Here is an 18694-nt window from a genome sequence, read left to right on the forward strand (position 1 = left end):
GCCCGTCGCCGCCTCCACGATCAGCACATCCGCCCGCGACAAGATCCCTCCAGCCCGCCAGAACCCCGTTCCCCAGCGGCCGATCGGCCTATCGTAGCACCAGCAGGCGCTCTGTAGTGACCCCCTCTCTGCCGGTGCTGGGCGGACTCCGTGCTGCTCGGGCGTCCCGCGCTCCGGCTGCGCTCGATCGAACGGTGCCCGCGCACTGGCCTGTCTCGCGCGATAGCCTCCGGCCGGGATGGGGCCTATACTGAGCCGTGCCCTCGATCCGGAGGGTGCCTCCCTCACTCCCGACCGGGGAAGGTCGAGCGCGAACACAGTCGAGAGGGACAATGGGACGTCCACCACGCGCACCGGAGATGTCGATCCGCGAGGAACTACCGCGCGAGCTCAGTCGCGGCGGGCAGATCGCTGTCGTCACCGGCGTGCTGTTCGGCACGTTCCTGGCAGCACTGGACACCAGCATCGTCGGCACGGCGATGCCCACGATCGTCGGCCAGCTCGGGGGGCTGCCGCTCTACCCGTGGGTCTTCTCTGGCTACCTGCTGACATCGACCACTACTGTGCCGCTCTACGGCCGCCTGGCCGACCTGTACGGGAGGAAACGGCTGTTCGTCGCCTCAACGCTGCTCTTCCTGCTCGGCTCGATCCTCTGCGGCATCGCCCAGTCGATGCCGCAGCTCGTGCTCTTCCGCATGCTGCAGGGCCTGGGCGCCGGCGGGATCATCCCGGTCACGCTCACCATCCTCGGCGACCTCTTCTCGATCGAGCAGCGAGCTCGCTTGCAGGGTCTGACCAGCGCGGTTTGGGGTACATCGGCAGTGGCCGGGCCGACTGTGGGCGGCTTCATCACCGACACACTGAGCTGGCGCTGGGTATTTTACGTCAATATCCCCTTCGGGATCGCCTCCCTGCTGCTGATCGGCCTGGCCCTGCGCGAGCGTGTGGCGCGGCGGCCGCATCGCATCGACTATGCCGGCGCGGCCGCTCTGACTGCCGGGCTGACGCTGCTCCTGCTCGGCCTGCTGCGAGCGGGACAGGGGCGTAGCTGGTCGGCGCCCGACGTGGCCGGGAGCCTGGTGGGGGGCGCGCTGCTGCTCGGGGTCTTCCTGCTCGTCGAATCCCGCGCGGTCGAACCCGTGCTTCCGCTGCGCCTGTTCCGGCGGCGTCTGATCAGCGTGGTATTCGCCGGTGGCGTCCTGATCGGCGCTGGGATGTTCGGTGTCACCTCGTACTTGCCGCTCTTCGTCCAGGGCGTGCTCGGCGGCACTGCCATCACCGCCGGTACGGTCGTGATGCCGTTCGCGCTCGGCTGGTCGCTGGCCTCGACAGCCTCGGGCCGGATCATCCTGCGCTTCGGCTTCCGAAGCTCGGTCGTGGCTGGGATGACCGCGATGCTGGTCGCCGGGCTGATCCTCCAGCTCGTGCCGGGCCGCGCGGAGTTGCTCTGGCCGGTCGTGGCAGCGGCGCTCTTCGGAATCGGGATGGGCTTCAGCTCGACGGCGTTCATCATCGCGGTGCAGAACGCGGTCGGCTGGGAGGAGCGCGGCATCGTCACCGCGCTGGTGGGGTTCTCTCGCACGATCGGCGGGGCGGTCGGGGTAGCCGCGCTGGGAACAGTGCTCAGCGCAATCATGCGCTCGCGTCTCGGTGTGGCTGCCTCGGAAACATCGAGCAACGCGCTGCTCAACCCCGAGCTGCGGGCGGCGCTCGACCCTGCCCAGCTCGCCGCCCTGCGCGCGGCCCTGGCCGATGCGCTCGGCGCGGTCTATCTCGGCGTCCTGATCGCGGTCGCGCTGGCGTTCGCGCTGGTCGTGCTGAGCTTCCCCCGCCAGCCGGTTCAGGTCCAGACTCCGCACGTCCCCGCGCCCGAACACAGTGAGAAGTGGCGAGCCGGTGCTGAAGAGGCGGAGTGACGACCCGAACGGTACCAGAGGCCGCGCGCTCATCCGGCATCCTGAGAGCCGGAGCGAAGTCAGACAGATGAAGCCCGGAGCGTGCGCGCCGTCGCTGAGCGCTGGCGGTGGGCGCGACCCGCCGGCGACCGCCCAGCGACGGGCTATGGCCGCCAGACCAGGCAGGGGACGAGCTGCTCCTCGGCTTCCAGACCGGCGTGGGCGCCGAACGACGGGCGCGGGGTGACGCCGGGCGGGTCATAGGGGAAGCTGGCGCCGCCGCGAGCGATCAGGACCAGATCCCCTACCCGCCAGGCCGCCTCCGGGTGGTGCGGCGGCGGGCCGAGCAGCCCCTCGCTCAGCAGCGCCTCGCCGCTGGCGAGCCAGCCGTCCTCGCCGGCCAGCTCCAGCAGCTCCTGCCGGAGCGCCTCCCGCTCCTCGGATCGGGCATACCAGTACACCGCTCGCCGCTCGCCACCTGGAGGGACTACGACCCGCTCGAGGAGCGGCAGCCCGTTCAGCCGGTGCTCGCGCGCGGGGTCGAGCGGCACCATGCCGTGGTCAGCGGTGAGGACAACCAGCACGTCGCGGCGGGGCAAACGGGCCAGTAACTCCTCGACCAGCAGCCGGTCGAGCTGGCGCAGCTCGGTCAGCGTCGCCGGGTGGTCCGGTCCGGAGAAGTGTCCCAGGTTATCGATCGTGTCCCAATAGGCGGTGACCAGGCGCCGCCCGGGCTCGGCTAGCGCCCGGTGAACCAGCGCGACGAACTCGCCGGCTGTCCGGTAGCCGAGGTAGCGAGCCGCCGCGGAGTGCATCCGCGTCAGCGGCGTTTCCCGGAAGGCCTCCGGGGCGACCACGACGCAGTCGATTCCCAGCCCGGCAGCCAGCTCGGCGATGGTGGGCACCGGGAGGAAGGCCCGCGGATCGAGGCCCTGGCTGGCGTAGCTGGGGAATCGGCCGAGGGGAGTCCAGAAGAGCAGGTTGCTGAGCATTCCGAACTCGCGCAGGTAGCAGGTAAAGCCCACCAATCCGTGCCGCGCCGGCGGCTGGCCGGTGGCCAGCGTGGTCAGGCCAGCCGCGGTGGTCGAGGGGAAGATCGAGGTGAGGGGAAACCAGGCGGCCTGCTCGCGCAGCCGGGCCAGCGACGGGGCAACCCCTTCAGCCATCGCTTGCTGGAGCCGGCGGTAACCCAGCCCGTCGATGACCAGTAGCAGGACGGCCTCGACACCCCCGGCGAGCTGTTGCGGCCAGACCTCGGCGGAGACCGTCGGCCCCTCAGGCTCGCCACCGAGCGCGGCGAGGAGCGACCAGGGGAGGTTGACGATGCCGAAGCCATCGTAGCTCGGCCGGATCCAGGTCGGCTGCTCGTCGCCGAAGCGAACGGCGCGCAGGACGCGCTGCTCGGCGCTCTCGTGTGGCCGCACGGTGATCCTCCTATCCAGGCACCGGCTCAGATCGCTCGGCCGGCCAACGCGTCGTGCCGATCCAGGAGCTATAGTCAGGCCGGCAGCCCAGTATAGCCCGCTCTGCCCCACCCGGTTCGTGATCCACTTGGCACGCGTCTCCGAAGCGCATACTATCGGCGCGCGGCACGCCGGGGAGGATCGGGGAGCGAAGGGCGGGAGCGAAGCATGGCGCTGGCGTTCGCGGACCGGCTGGCGGCGGCGCAGGCCGGCACCCACGCGCTGATCGACCTCGACGCGCTGGCCGGCAACGTCCAGGCCGTGCGGGCGCGGTTACCTGAAGACGTCGTCCTGATGGGCGTGGTGAAGGCGAACGCTTACGGGCATGGGCTGATCCCCTGTGCCCGGGCGCTGCTCGCCGCCGGGGCACGCTGGCTGGGAGTGGCGCGGATCGAGGAGGGGCTGGCGCTCCGCGGCGCTGGCATCACCGCGCCAGTGCTGGTGCTCGGCCCGCCGAACTACGCCCTGCTTCAGCCGGCGCTCGACGCCGACCTGACGCTGGCGGTCGGCTCAGCGGCCGACGTCGCGGCTATCGCCCGAGCTGCCAGCGGGGACTTCGGCCCGGCGCGGCTGCACCTCAAGGTCGATACCGGGATGCGCCGGTTCGGCGTGGAGATGGATGAAGCTTTGGAGCTCGTGCAGGCGATCGTCGCCGACCCGCGGCTGGAGCTGGAGGGCCTCTTCACCCACTTCGCCACCGCCGACGAGCCCGACCCCGGCTTTCTCCGGGAACAGGCGCGCCGCTTTCGCCAGGTACGGCACCTCCTGGCCCGGCACGGCATCGCCCCGCGCGTCGTCCACCAGGCGAACAGCGCGGCTGCGCTCCGGGGCGTCGTCGGCGACGCCGACCTGCCCGGCGAGCGGCTGGTCCGCGCCGGGATCGTCCTCTACGGGCTGCCGCCCTCGGCCGCGGTGCCAGCCCCGCCGGACGCCCGGCCAGCCCTGCAGCTGGAGACCCGGCTGGCTCGGGTCTTCACTGTGGCGGCCGGCGAGGGGATCTCCTACGGGCACACCTACGTGGCCGGACGGGAGATCCGCTGCGGCCTTGCGCCGATCGGCTACGGCGATGGCCTCTCCCGGCTGCTCTCGAACTGCGGCTGGTTCGTCGTCCGGAGCACGCGCTGCCCGATCCGGGGGCGGGTGTGCATGGACCAGACGGTCATCGAGGTCAGCCGGGTGAGCGGGGTCGAGGCGGGCGAGCCGGCGCTCGTGCTCGGCGACGGGCGGAGCGGGGAGATGACGGCGGTCGACATCGCCGAGCTGTGCGGGACGATCCCCTACGAGGTCGTGACGGCGCTGGCGGCGCGGGTGCCGCGCATCTTCCTGCGCGGCGGCCAGCCGGTAGCCGTCAGCGACCTCGCCGGCCTGGTCGAAGAGCGCCCGTAGCCAGGACACCGGCGCAGCGAGCCACCGCCGCGGGAGCCAGCCTGCCGCGCTCGCTAGAATCGAGCGGGTTGACCCAGGAAAGGGCACGAGGCCGAGCATCCGGGCTATGATAGAGTCACATATCGTCTATAGATGTTGTGCACTGCGGTGAGAGCGAGCCGGAAAAACGAGCAGGGAACCGACGATGTCGCTTGAGCGCACCCTAAAAGAGAAGCGCGAGGAAATTTTGCGGATTGCTGCGAGATACGGCGCGCGGAACGTGCGGGTCTTCGGCTCTTTGGCGCGGGGTGAGGCGGACGAGCAGAGCGACATCGATCTGCTGGTCGAATTAGAGCCTGGGAGGAGCCTCTTCGATCTCGGAGGGCTCCAGTTCGAGCTGGAACGCCTGCTGGGCTGCCGCGTCGATGTGGTCACGGAGCGTGGTCTGAAAGCGCGCATCCGGCAACGCGTGCTCCGAGAGGCCGTGCCGCTGCGAGGATCGGCGCTACTACCGACCACCGAACAGTGACGTGCTGCCTGCATGTCTGAGCTCTAGTTACCCCAGCTCCCTGATATGTCCCTCGTGGAGCGCTCCGGGACACAGCCGGTACGATCGGGCCTTGACAAGCATTCCGGGGACAACCTACTCTATGTCTCAGCAAGGGGGAGATCTCAGCTACATCCCACAGTGGGTCGATGATTGCGTCCGGATATGGACAACGCGGGTTATCCAGTCCCCAGCCTGCCAATAGCTGGGACAGCGGCGCTATCGTCCACCGTGCCGCCCATCGACGCGTCATCCTTGCCTGCTCTGTGCGAGGCGTGCATGTGCACATGAGCCGAACCCACCGGCAGGCGGGTCAACGCCGACGCCGGCCACGTCTCTGTGAAAAGGATCGGACTCGAGTTCCCGAACCCGCCATGCACGGGACGAGAGCCGCGCCCGCACGTTGAGACAGTACAGTGAGAATTCTAGCGGGGAGGTTCGGCAGATGCCTCGCCGGTCGAACCAGGCGGTGCGAGACGCGAGCGGCGCTCTCATTGGGTATGAGGCCCAGCTCTGGCAGGCGGCGAACGCGCTACGCGGCTCGATGGACGCTGCCGAGTACAAGCACGTCGTCCTGGGGCTGATTTTCCTCAAGTACATCTCCGACGCCTTCGAAGAGCACCGCCGGAAGCTCGAGGCCGAGCGCGCCCAGGGAGCGGATCCTGACGATCCAGACGAGTACCGCGCCGTGAACGTCTTCTGGGTGCCACCGGAGGCCCGCTGGACTCGCCTGCAGGAGAACGCTCGCCAGCCGACGATCGGCCAGATCGTGGACGAGGCGATGGAGGCGATCGAGCGCGAGAACGAGTCGCTCCGGGGAGTCCTACCGAAAGAGTACGCCCGCCCCTCCCTGGACAAGCAGCGCCTCGGCCAGCTCATCGACCTCATCAGCAACATCGAGGTCGGCAACGGCGATGCTAGAGCCAAGGACGTGCTGGGGAGGGTCTACGAGTACTTCCTGGGCCAGTTCGCCAGCGCCGAGGGCAAGAAGGGCGGGGAGTTCTACACGCCCCGGTGCGTAGTTCGCCTGCTAGTCGAGATGCTCGAACCCTTCAAGGGCCGCGTCTACGACCCGTGCTGCGGCTCGTCGGGCATGTTTGTCCAATCAGTGGAGTTCATCGAGGCGCACGCGACCGGCAACGGGAACGGGGGCCGGGCCCGCTCCCAGATCAGCATCTATGGCCAGGAGCTGAACTACACCACCTGGCGGCTGGCCAGGATGAACCTCGCCATCCGGGGTATCGAGGGCAGGATCGAGCAAGGCGACACGTTCCACAACGACCGCTTCCCCGACCTCAAAGCCGACTACATCCTGGCCAATCCCCCCTTCAACATGCGGGAGTGGGGCGGTGAGCGCCTGCGGCACGACAAGCGGTGGAAGTTCGGCGCTCCGCCGGTGCGCAACGCCAACTTCGCCTGGGTGCAGCACATCATCTACCATCTCGCGCCCACCGGCTACGCCGGCTTCGTGCTGGCCAACGGCTCGATGTCGTCCAACCAGTCCGGGGAGGGCGAGATCCGCAGGAACATCATCGAGGCCGATCTGGTGGACTGCATGGTGGCCCTACCGGACAAGCTCTTCTATTCCACCCAGATTCCGGCCTGCCTCTGGTTCATCACACGCGACAAGAGCGGCCGCCCTCCGACCGGACAAACGAAGCCTCTGCGCGACCGCCGCGGCGAGGTGCTCTTCATCGACGCTCGGAAGATGGGGCGGATGGTAGACCGCACGCACCGGGAGCTGACAGACGAAGAGATCCAGCAGATCACCCGGACCTACCATGCCTGGCGCGGGGAGGCCGACGCCGGCGAGTACCAGGACATCCCTGGGTTCTGCAAGGGCGCCACGCTGGAGGAGATCCGCCAGCACGGCTATGTGCTCACGCCCGGCCGCTACGTGGGGACTGAGGAGTCGGTGGAGGAAGAGGAGGCGTTCGAGCAGAAGATGCACGCCCTCACAACCGAACTCCGCGAGCAGATGGCCGAAGCACGTCGTCTTGACGAGGCGATCTGGAGCAATCTACGCGAACTCGGGTTTGACAAGGCCAGAGAGATACACGGCGGGGAAGAACAGACATTACTGGATGTTGCCGTCACCGACCTGCTACGCCGGTTGCGAATCGCCGATCTTCGATCACAGGCATCGCCAGATATCCTGGAGCTCTTAATCGAACGCATTAAGGAGGTGCGTATCGAAATTTATCCAAAGGATCACAATCCGCCGCATTTCCATGCTCGACTGAACGATGGCGATAAGAGCGCAAGCTACCGTATCGATACGCTCCAACGTCTGGCGGGCAAGTTACCAGACTACCTAGAAACGGTAGTTATCCAGTGGGCGAGAGAACACCAGTCACTGCTATGGCAGTGCTGGTATGAGACGAGACCGACCATTGCAGCCGCAAGAGGAAACGTGAGCTAGGCCACAGTTGATCTGGAGACCTGAATCAATCTGGTATTGGCAGCCCAGTTATCAACGTCGTATAGCAAGTAGGCCTACGAGCTGTTGCTTACAAGGGACAATGAATCAAGCACAGTCCGTGAGCCTCGTACCGTGCTCATCACGTAAGCAAGGAGGGGTGGCATGAGCCTACCAAGATGCTCATGTAATCAAAATAAGGATAATGGATGGATAAGCTTTTCTTTGCGTGATCTTGCTGAATATATTAACGGTCGTGTTACTAGATCTTCAGAGCTGAGATCAGATGGTGTACCAGTGATCAAAATTGCTGAATTGAACCACGGCATAACCGAGACAACCGATCGAGTTCCTGCGGAGGTCGTGCAAGACGTTCACCGAGTTACACAAGGGGATGTTCTCTTTTCGTGGTCAGGTTCGGTGGGTATTTATCGGTACAGCGGTCCTCTTGGGGCGCTAAATCAGCACATCTTTCGTGTTGTGGCGAAACCGGGTGTCGATCAGGTATTTCTTTATTATCTATTGCTCTCGCAGATAGATACCTTTCGGTCATATGTCGAAGCCAAGAGAACAACCATGGGACATGTCACCTTGCGAGATCTTGAGAGGATTCACGTCGAGGTTCCTCCCCTCCCCGAGCAGCGCGCCATCGCCCACATCCTGGGCACGCTGGACGACAAGATCGAGCTGAACCGCCGGATGAGCGAGACGCTTGAAGCCATGGCGCGGGCCATTTTCAAGGCGTGGTTCGTCGACTTCGAGCCCGTCCGCGCCAAGATGGAGGGTCGCTGGCGCCGTGGTGAGTCCCTACCCGGTTTTCCCGCCCACCTCTACGACCTCTTCCCCGACCGCCTGGTCGACTCTGAACTGGGGGAGATTCCGGAGGGGTGGCGGGTGGGAACACTCGGCGACATAGCCGAGAATCCGCGCCGGAGTGTTCAACCACACGAAATTGACCCAACTACTCCTTACATCGCCCTTGAGCACATGCCCAGAGGCCGCTTCGCACTCTGGGAATGGAGTACGGCAGACGAGCTAGAAAGTAACAAGTTCGAGTTCAAACGGGGCGAAATCCTGTTCGGGAAACTCCGCCCGTACTTCCACAAGGTCGGGGTCGCTCCGGTGGACGGCGTGTGCTCAACCGACATCGTGGTTGTGAAGCCGAAGAAAGGGGCGTGGTTCGGTTTCGTACTGGGTCACATCTCAAGCACAGCGTTTGTTGATTACACGAGCGCGGGCTCGACAGGAACCCGGATGCCACGCACAAGCTGGAATGACATGGCGCGTTATCAAGTGGCCCTTCCTCCAGAAAAAACTGCAGAGAGTTTTACTGCGGCGATTCGGGCTCCTATTGACCGAATGATCGGAGCTATTCATGAATCCCGCACTCTCGCCGCCCTGCGGGATGCACTGCTGCCCAAGCTCATCCGCGGCGAGATTCGGGTGCACGATGCAGAGCGATTCCTCGCGGAGCGGGGACTATGACCTTTGATCCAGAACGTCACCATCGCCGATCGATCCGCCTGAAAGGACACGATTACGCGCAGGCAGGGGCCTACTTCATCACTATCTCCACGCACGATCGCGCATGTCTCTTCGGGCAGGTGGTCGATGACACGATGGAGATGAGCGACTACGGGCGCATCGTCGAGGAGGAATGGCTGCGGTCGTCCGAGGTGCGCCGGGAGATCCTGCTGCATGCCGGCGAATTCGTCGTCATGCCGAATCATGTCCACGGCATCGTCTGGATCGTCGATACCGGTAGGGGCGACCGGCCGGTCGCCCCTACCGAATTCATTACCCAAACCAGGCCGGGCACCGCTGCGCGCGCCAACGGGCCTGCGCCCCGTTCGCTCGGCGCGTTCGTTGCCGGGTTCAAGGCCGCCACCACGAAACGGATCAACCAGCGGCGCAACACGCCCGGCGTGCGGGTGTGGCAGCGCAACTACTACGAGCATGTCATCTGCGATGAAGCATCGCTCGACCGTATCCGTCGCTACATCGCCGAAAACCCGATGCGCTGGGCGTGCGACCCGGAAGACCCGCAGGCTATCGAGACCGAGCTAGAGGAGCTCTGGAATCCCTCATGCGGCATGAACCACCGCGTGAGTGTGCCTGGTCAGGCAGCACGCGGCCGCTCGGGATCATCCATAGGCAGAGCTCTGCGAGACGAGTTTCAGGAGCGCGGACCATGATCTCTAGCGACGTGACCCATGTTGGCTTCAGCGATGAGTCTAGCTGGAATACAGGTAGATTCGGGAGCGTTGCCCTCATTACTGGGTCAATCGCGCCGATTACACAGGTAGAGCAAAAGTTAGCAGAATCCCTTCAGCAATTACGTGCGCGGGAACTTAAGTGGAGCGAGCTGCGCAGAACACACGAGAGAAGCATTGCGGAGGAGGTTTGCAAACTAGTTATTGATATGATCTGCTGCGACCAACTGCGAGTAGACGTTCTTGTTTTTGATAAGACAGATAGCCGCCATAACGTCCCCGGTAGAGACGATTCCGCAAATCTTGAGCGTCTGTATTATCACCTGTTTCATAATGTACTGAGATTACGATGGCCCAGTGGCGCTATCTGGACGCTATATGCAGATGAACAGTCAACCATTGCTTGGGACAAGCTTGAGGAGATCCTTCAGACCGTCTCTCGTCGCCAGTCCCCCCAGGGTCAGCTGCTCGCGGAAAGCCACAGCTCGCAACAGCGCGACGTGGCATTTCAGGTTGCGGAGATCCACCCCAGTTCATCAAGAGAGCACCCCCTTCTGCAGATGGCAGACCTATTCGCAGGCATGGCGGTATTCGCGGCGGAGCACTGCACCGAGTTTTGCAACTGGAAGAGGAAAGAAACAGGTCAGATCTCCTTTTGGGATGAGTTAAGTACAGGTAAATCCCTTCCAAAGGCATCGCTGCAGAGATTTCACTTTCTGCATTACTTCTGCCGTCTATGCAGTGAGCACAGGCTGGGAATCACTTTAGAGTCGCCACGCGGCCTTCGAACGCGTGACCCGCGCAACCCTCTCAACTTCTGGTGGTACGAGCCGCAGCACCCGGCAGATAAAGCACCGACGAAGAAGCAGGGGTGAGTATGCAATTCACTGAATCACTTGTCGAATCGGCAGCCCTTGCCTGGCTCGAGGCGCTGAGATGGGAGATCAAGCACGGCCCGGAGATCGCCCCGGGAGAGCCGTTCGCCGAGCGCGACGACTACCGCGAGGTCGTTCTCAAGCAGCGCCTGCAGGATGCCCTGATCCGGCTCAACCCGGACCTTCCCCTCGAGGCTGTGGAGGTCGCCCTGCGAACGCTCACTAATCCTCAGGGCTCGACGCTCGAGGCGAGGAACCGGGCCTTCCACCGTATGCTCGTCGATGGTGTCACCGTCGAATACCGGACGTCATCTGGCCAGATGCGGGGCATCCAGGCCCGCGTGCTCGACTTCGATACCCCGGAGAACAACGACTGGCTCGCGGTCAACCAATTCACCGTCACGGAGCGGAGCGGGCGAGGGCTTGCGCCTACCCGCCGGCCCGATATCGTGCTCTTCGTCAACGGCCTGCCGCTGGCCATCATCGAGCTGAAGAATCCAGCCGACGAGGAAGCAACCATCTGGACCGCCTTCCAGCAGCTCCAGACCTACAAGGCGGATTTGCCCACCCTCTTCACATTCAACGAGCTGCTCGTCATCTCCGATGGGCTAGAGGCGCGCCTGGGCACGCTCACGGCCGGGCGTGAGTGGTTCAAGCCCTGGCGAACGATCTCGGGGGAGCAGGTCGAAGACATGGGCGCACCGCAGCTCGAGGTGCTGCTGAAGGGCGTATTCGATCACGCGCGCTTCCTCGAACTGATTCGGGATTTCATCGTCTTCGACGACGACGGGAGCGGCAGGCTGGAGAAGAAAGTCGCGGGCTATCACCAGTTCCACGCCGTGCGGACTGCGGTGAGAGAGACGCTGCGCGCTGCCGAAATCCACGCGGCCGCGGTCGCTGAAGGGCGGGGCCACTACGAGGCGGGCATCAAGCGCGGCGGCGAGCCGGGCGACCGGAGGATCGGGGTCGTCTGGCACACGCAAGGCTCGGGGAAGAGCCTGACCATGGTGTTCTATGCCGGGCGGATCATCCGCGAGCCCGCGATGGCGAACCCGACCGTCGTCGTGCTCACCGACCGCAACGACCTCGACGACCAGCTCTTCAGCGTCTTCGCTCGCTGCCAGGACCTGTTGCGCCAGCCGCCGGTGCAGGTGGAGAGCCGCGCCGACCTGCGGCGAAATCTCGCGGTGCAGTCCGGCGGCATCGTCTTCACCACTATCCAGAAGTTCTTCCCCGAGGAGCAGGGCGACCGCATGCCGGTCCTCTCCGAGCGGCGCAATATCGTCGTTATCGCCGACGAAGCGCATCGCAGCCAGTACGACTTCATCGACGGCTTCGCCCGGCACATGCGCGATGCGCTGCCGAATGCCTCTTTCATCGCCTTCACCGGTACTCCGCTGGAGCTGGCAGATCGCAACACGCGCAACGTCTTCGGCGAGTACATCTCGATCTACGACATCCAGCGCGCTGTCGAGGATGGCGCCACCGTGCCGATCTACTACGAGAGCCGGCTGGCCAAGCTCGATCTGCCCGACACGCTTAAGCCGAAACTGGACGAGGAGTTCGAAGAGGTCACCGAGGGCGAGGAAGCCGAGCGCAAGGAGCGGCTGAAGTCGAAGTGGGCCCAGCTCGAGGCGATCGTCGGCGCGGAGCAGCGGCTCAAGCTCATTGCCCGCGACATCGTGGAGCATTTCGAGCGCCGGCTGGAGGCACTCGACGGGAAGGCGATGATCGTGTGTATGAGCCGGCGCATCTGCGTGGACCTCTACAACGAGATCATCCGGCTCCGCCCAGACTGGCACCACGACGACGATGACAAAGGCCAGATCAAAGTCGTCATGACCGGTTCGGCCTCGGATCCTCCAGAGTGGCAGCCTCACATCCGCAGCAAGCAGCGGCGGGAACTCCTGGCCCGGCGCTTCCGTGACCCGGACGACCCCCTCAAGATTGTGATCGTCCGCGACATGTGGCTCACCGGGTTCGACTGCCCGAGCCTCCACACTATGTATCTCGACAAGCCGATGCGGGCGCACGGGCTGATGCAGGCGATCGCGCGCGTCAACCGGGTTTTCCGCGACAAGCCGGGCGGTCTCGTGGTCGACTACCTGGGGCTAGCCCACGAGCTGAAAGCCGCCCTCGAGGCCTACACCGAGAGCGGTGGGAAAGGGCGAGCGACGATCTCGCAAGATGAGGCCGTCAAGGTGATGCTGGAGAAGTACGAGGTATGTCGCGACCTCTTCTATGGATTCGACTGGTCAAGCTGGTATACCGCAACGCCGCAGGAGCGATTGCGCCTCGTACCCGCTGCCCAGGAGCACATCCTAGCACTCGAAGACGGGAAGAACCGGTTCCTCGCAGCAATGCAGGAACTGGCCAAGGCATTTGCGCTGGCGGTCCCGCACGAGGAGGCCCTCCGTATCCGCGACGACGTGCACTTCTTCCAGGTAGTGCGGGCGGCGCTGGTGAAACGATCACCTGGAGAATCGAGAACCGAAGAAGAACTCGATTACGCCATTCGCCAGCTCGTCTCTCGCGCGGTCGTTCCGGAGGGTGTCGTAGACCTCTTCGCGGCCGCTGGGTTGAAGAAGCCGGATATCTCAGTGCTGTCAGAGGAATTCCTGGCCGAAGTGCGCGGGATGCAGCACAAAAACCTTGCTGCGGAACTCCTCCGCAAGCTGCTCGAGAACGAGATCCGCACCAGGCGGAGCAAGAACGTGGTACAGGCCCGCTCCTTCGCCGAGATGCTCGAGCGGGCAATCCGCCGCTACCAGAACCGCGCCATCGAAGCCGCACAAGTCATCGAGGAGTTAATCGAGCTCGCGAAGGAGATCCGAGAGGCCGATCGCCGCAGCGAGACGCTGGGGCTCAGCGACGAGGAGATCGCCTTCTACGACGCCCTGGCGGCGAGCAAGGACGCGGTGACAGTGCTCGGCGAGCCGACCCTGCGCCAGATTGCCCAGGAGGTCCTGCGGATCGTGCGCGAGAATGTCACCATAGACTGGACGGTGCGGGAGAACGTGCGGGCCCAGCTCCGCGTGCTGGTGAAGCGGGTTTTGCGACGCTACGGCTATCCTCCCGACCAGCAGGAGCGAGCAGCGCAGACGGTGCTGGAGCAGGCGGAAGTCTGGTCGGAGCGCTGGGCTGCCTGAGCGAGCCGCCTTATCGAAACTTGAGGATATCCACGCTGCGAGGCAGATAGTCTCGGTGTCGCAGGGAACACCGGGTATTGCAGCGAGCCTCCAAGCCGGCGAGCATGTCTCCAGGCGAGGCATGCCGGCACGGTATTATCACTTCTGGCCATTTGCTGAAATAGCGCTGGGCGTTGTTTTGTTGTTTTCACGAACGTGAATAGGCGAGCGGGACAATGAAGCGCGGCGTCACCGGCCGATACCTGATCGAGGATGTAGGTGGCGAGCTCGTGCGTTCGTTCCGTTTCCCCCGCCTCCGGATCCGCCGCTCGAGTTCTCTGCGGAGCGACAGCGAAAGTTGGAGCACGCTCTCGTCGCCCTCGGCCGGTTAGCCGGCGTCACCGCGTGTTCCCCTACGTGGCCTACTGAGCCATCCTCAATGAAGGCGCGGAACCGCTCTGACAGCGAGCCTTTCAACGGGCCCAGGCTGTGGGCGGTGCGTGGCCCCTGCCACATCTCCTCACTCTCCTCACCGCGACAGCGGGGCTGCGCGAGCGTCAGCGGAAATAGGCCTGAACCAGCTCGTTGAACTCCTCCGGCGACAGCCCCGCCTCCGCTTGCTCATCGCCGTACATCAAGAGCATGTAGCGCATCTCCTGCCCCCTTTCGCTTCTCCTGGTACGCGCCGCGCGCCCGCTCGCCGTCTTCATCGAGATGACGAACGAGGAGCGGGAATTTCGACACCGAACTCGAGCCCGCAGGTGCGTGGCTTCTCTCACTGGTCCATTTCCCCTACCAGGAGCACCGGTGAGGGTGAGAGAATTAGAGCGCACCGCCGTGCTTGGGATGATGGCACGCGTCCGAGCCACGAGCGGCCGAAGCCGCGGCACGATGCCGGAAAGGCTGTGACACGGTGCTGCCAGGTGGGGATGGGGCAGAAGCCGCCAGGGACAGCGACCAGCGTATCCGCGTCCTGATCGTGGACGACCACGACCTGTTCCGCGAGGGGCTGCGGCAGCTCATCGAGACCGACGACGCTATCGAGGTGGTCGGCGAGGCGGCTACCGGCGAGGAGGCGATCGAGCGCGTCCGGGATCTCCACCCCGATGTGGTCCTGATGGACATCAGCATGCCCGGGCTAGACGGGATCCGTGCCACCGAGCATATCGTTCGCCACTTCCCGAACACCCACGTGGTCATGCTGACGATGTACCAGAACGATGAGTACCGGCACCACGCCGCCCGTGCCGGAGCCAGGGGATACCTCGTCAAGAGCATCCGGCCGGAAGACCTGTTCCAGGCGATCCGCCTAGCTGCCGAGAACGGCGCGAAGGACGAGCCAGCGCCGCCGGTCACGCTCGTGGACGAGAACCACCAGGTGACGGCGCTCGACCTCGAGCCTCCGCCACCGCCGCTCAGTCCACCTCTGCCACCGGAGCCGGAGCACCCGCCGGAGCCAGCAGCAGGCCAGCCCGTCGAGCCGGATCTGCCACGGCTCACCGATCAGGAACGCCTGGCTCTGCTGGAGGAGCGGCTGCGCCTCCTCGAGACCCAGCTCCAGCAGCTCCTCACGAGCGGCGCCACAGCGGCGCCTCCGGCTGAGCAGGTCACGACACCGCCGGCACCCGCGCCAGCACCGCCACCCCCGCCACCCGAGCCCGGTGAAGCTGAAGAGCCTCGGTCCGAAGAGCCCGAGCCATGGCAGGAAGTGATCACCTGGGAAGAACCCCCGACCTGGGAAGCGACTGAGGCCGAGCACTCGGCCACGGCAAAGCCAGCAGCCGGCCGCGCATTCGTCCGGGTCGGGGCAGTGGCGCTCGCGCTCGGCGCAGTCGCGCTGGTCGCGCTCGCGCTCATCCAGGGCTGGGTCGGCCCTGTGGCCCAGCTCATCGTTGGGCTCGCCGCCAGCGCGCTGTTGCTGGCTGGCAGTCTCCGGCTCCTCGAGCGGCAGGGGTGGCTGCTCGGGCAGATCGTCCTGGCCGCTGGGTTGCTCACCGGCGGCTTGTGGCTGCTCGCCGGTGTGCGACTCTACGAGCTGATCCCGACCGAAGCCGGGCTGGCAGCGACCCTGATCCTGGCGACGACTGCTGGGATGATCGCTGTCCGGGCCGGCTCGCAGGCGGGGGCCGCCCTGGCGCTCGTCCTGGCGCTGGGAATGCCAGCGCTGCTCGGACTGTCATTCACGCCGGCCACGGCCGCGTTCCTGGCAGGCACATTGATCCTGGCAACCGCGGTCACGTTGCGGCAGGGCTGGCCCTGGCTACCAGTGCTGGTCTTCGTCCTGCTCGCCCCCCAGCTCGGCCGCTGGGTCGCGCAGGGCATCTCGCTGTGGCTCGGCCTGCTCGCGCTGGCCGGCCTCTGGGCCTCGATCGCTCTGGCGGCCACCGCCGGGGCGCTCCAGAGGACTTCGCGTCGCCCGGCCCGCTGGCCGGCGCTGCTCCTGCTGGCGAGCACAGCATTCCTCATCTGGGCTGGCCTCTCGCTCCTCGATGGCACGGCAGCGCGTTACCAGGGGCTGTTCCTCCTGGCGACCGCGCTGGCCACCGGCCTGCTCGGCGGCTACATCCTCAGTACCCGGGACGATCGTCACCCACTCGGCCTGGCCGGCCTGGCCGCCGCGCTTGCAGCACTGGCGCTGCTCTTCCCGCTCAGGCTCGATGGACCACTGGTCGCGATCGGCTGGGCGACGCTGGTGCCCATACTCGCCTGGGTCTACGACGAGCGGCGGCACGGATACGCCGGGCTCGCCGCGCTGGCACTGGGCGCGCTCGCCTTCGGCCACCTGGTGGCCGTCGAGTACCCTCCAGAGCAGCTCATGGCTGGCCTGGAACGCGATACCCCCTTCACCGGCCCTGAGAGCGGCGCTTTCGCCGCCATGCTCGGCGCGCTCGCGGTGGCGGGATGCTTCGTGCGCTCGCTGCCGGTGCGCTCATGCCTGGCGACGGCCGGCCTGCTGCTCGCGATCTACGTGCTGCCCTTCGAGACCTCGGGACTGGCGCTGACCGCCGGCTGGGCGCTGGTGTTCGTGCTGGCAGTCGCCCTCGAGCGCCGAACGAAGCTCGGTGCCACCGGCTGGCAGGGACGGCTGGGGGTTCCGCCCTTCGCCAGCCCCCTCTATCTGCCGATACTGGCTGCCGGCAGCCTCGCGCTCCTCCACGCGCTCAGCTCGCCGCTTTCTCCCGACCGGCTGGGCCTCTTCCTATTCCCGAGCGCCCCCCCGACCGGCGAGCCGGCGCTGGCAGCCGGGATCCTCATCGCCGCGGCGCTGGCAGCCGGGCGGCTCTCAGGCAGCGTGCGGGTTCGCCAGCTCGCGATCACCGCAGCGATCCTCATCACGGCCTACCTGCTGCCATCCGAGCTACCCGATGCTCCGCTCGTGCTCTCCTGGGTCGCGCTGGCCGTGGCGCTCTTCTGCGTGCTGCGGCGCTGCTCCTGAGCCGCCCGGCACTCACCGAGCGAGCTCCTGGCGCCTGACCATCGCGTCGCGCCGCTCGAATACCTCTGGCCGCAAGCGCGTACCGAGCCCGGGGCCGTGCAACGGCGCGATAAAGCCGCCCTCGAGCGGCGGGAGATCGGTCACCAGCTCCCGATACCAGCCCCAGTAGTGAGCGCGCACGATCTCCTGGATCAGGGCATTAGGGGCGTTGACCGAGAGGTGAACCGAGGCGGTCAGCAGGACCGGCCCGGTGCAGTCGTGCGGGGCGATCGGCAGGTGGTAGGCCTCGGCCATCGCGGCGATCTTCTTCGCCTCCCCCAGGCCGCCGACCCAGCCGATATCCAGCATCACCACGCCGACGCAGTCTCCCTCCAGCAGCTCGCGGAAAGCGAAGCGACTCCCGAGCGTCTCGCTGGCACAGACCGGCACGCGGGTGCTGCGGGCAAAGTGGGCGAGGTCGGCCAGGCTCTCCATCTTGATCGGGTCCTCGAACCAGAACGGCTCGAAGGGCTCCAGCGCCCGCGCGATGCGGATGGCGGCCGGCAAGCTCCAGAGCGAGTGCAGCTCGACCATGATATCCATCCGGTTGCCGACCGCGTCCCGGATCTTCCGGAAGGGTTCGAGCCCCCGCTCCAGCCCTTCCGGGGAGATGAAGAGCCCGCCAGTCTCCTCGGCATAGGGATCGAAGGGCCAGATCTTCATCGCCGTGATCCCCTGCGCGAGCAGGCTCTGAGCTAGCTCATCGGCACGATGGATGAAGGCATCGAGATCCTCGTACGGGCCCTCCGGTTCCCCATCAGGAAGCCCCCAGCCGGCGGTCAGCCGCTCGCTGGGCCGGGCGCGCACGTAGCGGTAGCCGGCGCAGGTGTTGTACACCCGGATCCGCTCACGGCTAAGCCCGCCGAGGAGCTGGTAGAGCGGCCGGTCGACCGCCTGGCCGAAGAGATCCCAGAGTGCGAGCTCAACCGCCGAGTTTCCCCGCGTCTCGACCCCGCTGCTGCGAAAGCCGAGGTAACCGATCATGGCCCGGGCGTGGCGATCGATCTGGAGCGGGTCCTTCCCCAGCAGGTACGGCGCGACGGTCTCGTGAACGTAAGCCTCGACCGCCTGAGCGCCATAGAACGTTTCCCCGAGCCCGACGAGCCCTTCGTCGGTATGAATCCGTACCCAGAGGAGATTGGGGAACTCGCCAAGCCGGACAGTCTCGATCGCCGTGACTTTCACCCCGCACCTCACTCCAGCCGACCAGCACCTTCTCGACGCCGTACTCATCGTGTCATACGATGAGTACGGCCCAGGATAGCGGCCGAGACCACCCGTGTCAAGCGCGGAGAAGACCGGCAAACGGGGTAT

General features: G+C 65.7%; 11 protein-coding genes and 1 pseudogene. 10 read left to right on the top strand and 2 right to left on the bottom strand.

Annotated elements, in window-relative coordinates; translation table 11 throughout:
• Positions 1-332: 332 nt before the first annotated feature.
• On the top strand, positions 333-1916 hold the full coding sequence (locus NET02_RS13645; RefSeq protein ID WP_284057980.1) for an MDR family MFS transporter: 1584 nt from the start codon (positions 333-335) through the stop codon (positions 1914-1916).
• A 143-nt stretch (positions 1917-2059) separates the two neighbouring features.
• On the opposite strand, the gene NET02_RS13650 is transcribed toward NET02_RS13645, so the two are convergent.
• Positions 2060-3319 carry an alkaline phosphatase family protein gene (locus NET02_RS13650; RefSeq protein ID WP_284057981.1) on the bottom strand — a complete coding sequence of 420 codons (1260 nt, stop codon included), beginning with the start codon at positions 3317-3319 and terminating at the stop codon, positions 2060-2062.
• A gap of 207 nt (positions 3320-3526) precedes the next feature.
• Between NET02_RS13650 and alr the strand changes: the two genes are divergently transcribed.
• The 9 genes and pseudogenes from alr (at position 3527) to NET02_RS13690 (ending at position 17341) form a co-directional block, all read left to right on the top strand.
• Positions 3527-4744 carry an alanine racemase gene (gene alr / locus NET02_RS13655; RefSeq protein ID WP_284057982.1) on the top strand — a complete coding sequence of 406 codons (1218 nt, stop codon included), beginning with the start codon at positions 3527-3529 and terminating at the stop codon, positions 4742-4744.
• A 184-nt stretch (positions 4745-4928) separates the two neighbouring features.
• Positions 4929-5252, top strand: coding sequence for a nucleotidyltransferase family protein (locus NET02_RS13660; RefSeq protein ID WP_284057983.1), 324 nt, complete (start codon positions 4929-4931; stop codon positions 5250-5252).
• A gap of 463 nt (positions 5253-5715) precedes the next feature.
• Positions 5716-7308: pseudogene (locus tag NET02_RS13665) on the top strand (class I SAM-dependent DNA methyltransferase); the annotation flags it as partial.
• Positions 7309-7455: 147 nt separating this feature from the next.
• Positions 7456-7692: a DUF4160 domain-containing protein gene (locus tag NET02_RS16600; RefSeq protein ID WP_347711047.1), complete on the top strand. Its 237-nt coding sequence runs from the start codon at positions 7456-7458 to the stop codon at positions 7690-7692.
• Positions 7693-7854: 162 nt separating this feature from the next.
• Entirely contained in the window at positions 7855-9174 is a 1320-nt protein-coding gene (locus tag NET02_RS13670) for a restriction endonuclease subunit S (protein ID WP_284057985.1), read from the top strand.
• On the top strand, positions 9171-9884 hold the full coding sequence (locus NET02_RS13675) for a transposase (RefSeq protein WP_284057986.1): 714 nt from the start codon (positions 9171-9173) through the stop codon (positions 9882-9884). The genes NET02_RS13670 and NET02_RS13675 overlap by 4 nt, the downstream gene beginning before the upstream one ends.
• Positions 9881-10777: a DUF3800 domain-containing protein gene (locus NET02_RS13680; RefSeq protein WP_284057987.1), complete on the top strand. Its 897-nt coding sequence runs from the start codon at positions 9881-9883 to the stop codon at positions 10775-10777. The genes NET02_RS13675 and NET02_RS13680 overlap by 4 nt, the downstream gene beginning before the upstream one ends.
• 2 nt (positions 10778-10779) lie before the next feature.
• Entirely contained in the window at positions 10780-13926 is a 3147-nt protein-coding gene (locus NET02_RS13685) for a type I restriction endonuclease subunit R (protein ID WP_284057988.1), read from the top strand.
• Positions 13927-14818: 892 nt separating this feature from the next.
• Complete coding sequence (locus NET02_RS13690) at positions 14819-17341, top strand: response regulator (RefSeq protein ID WP_284057989.1); 2523 nt, start codon at positions 14819-14821, stop codon at positions 17339-17341.
• A gap of 12 nt (positions 17342-17353) precedes the next feature.
• Here NET02_RS13690 and NET02_RS13695 read toward each other — a convergent pair whose 3' ends face one another.
• On the bottom strand, positions 17354-18565 hold the full coding sequence (locus tag NET02_RS13695) for a mandelate racemase/muconate lactonizing enzyme family protein (protein ID WP_284057990.1): 1212 nt from the start codon (positions 18563-18565) through the stop codon (positions 17354-17356).
• Positions 18566-18694: the final 129 nt, after the last annotated feature.

Origin of the sequence: Thermalbibacter longus (assembly GCF_023806485.1) — a bacterium.
GTDB classification, from domain to species: Bacteria; Chloroflexota; Chloroflexia; order Thermomicrobiales; family Thermomicrobiaceae; genus Thermalbibacter; species Thermalbibacter longus.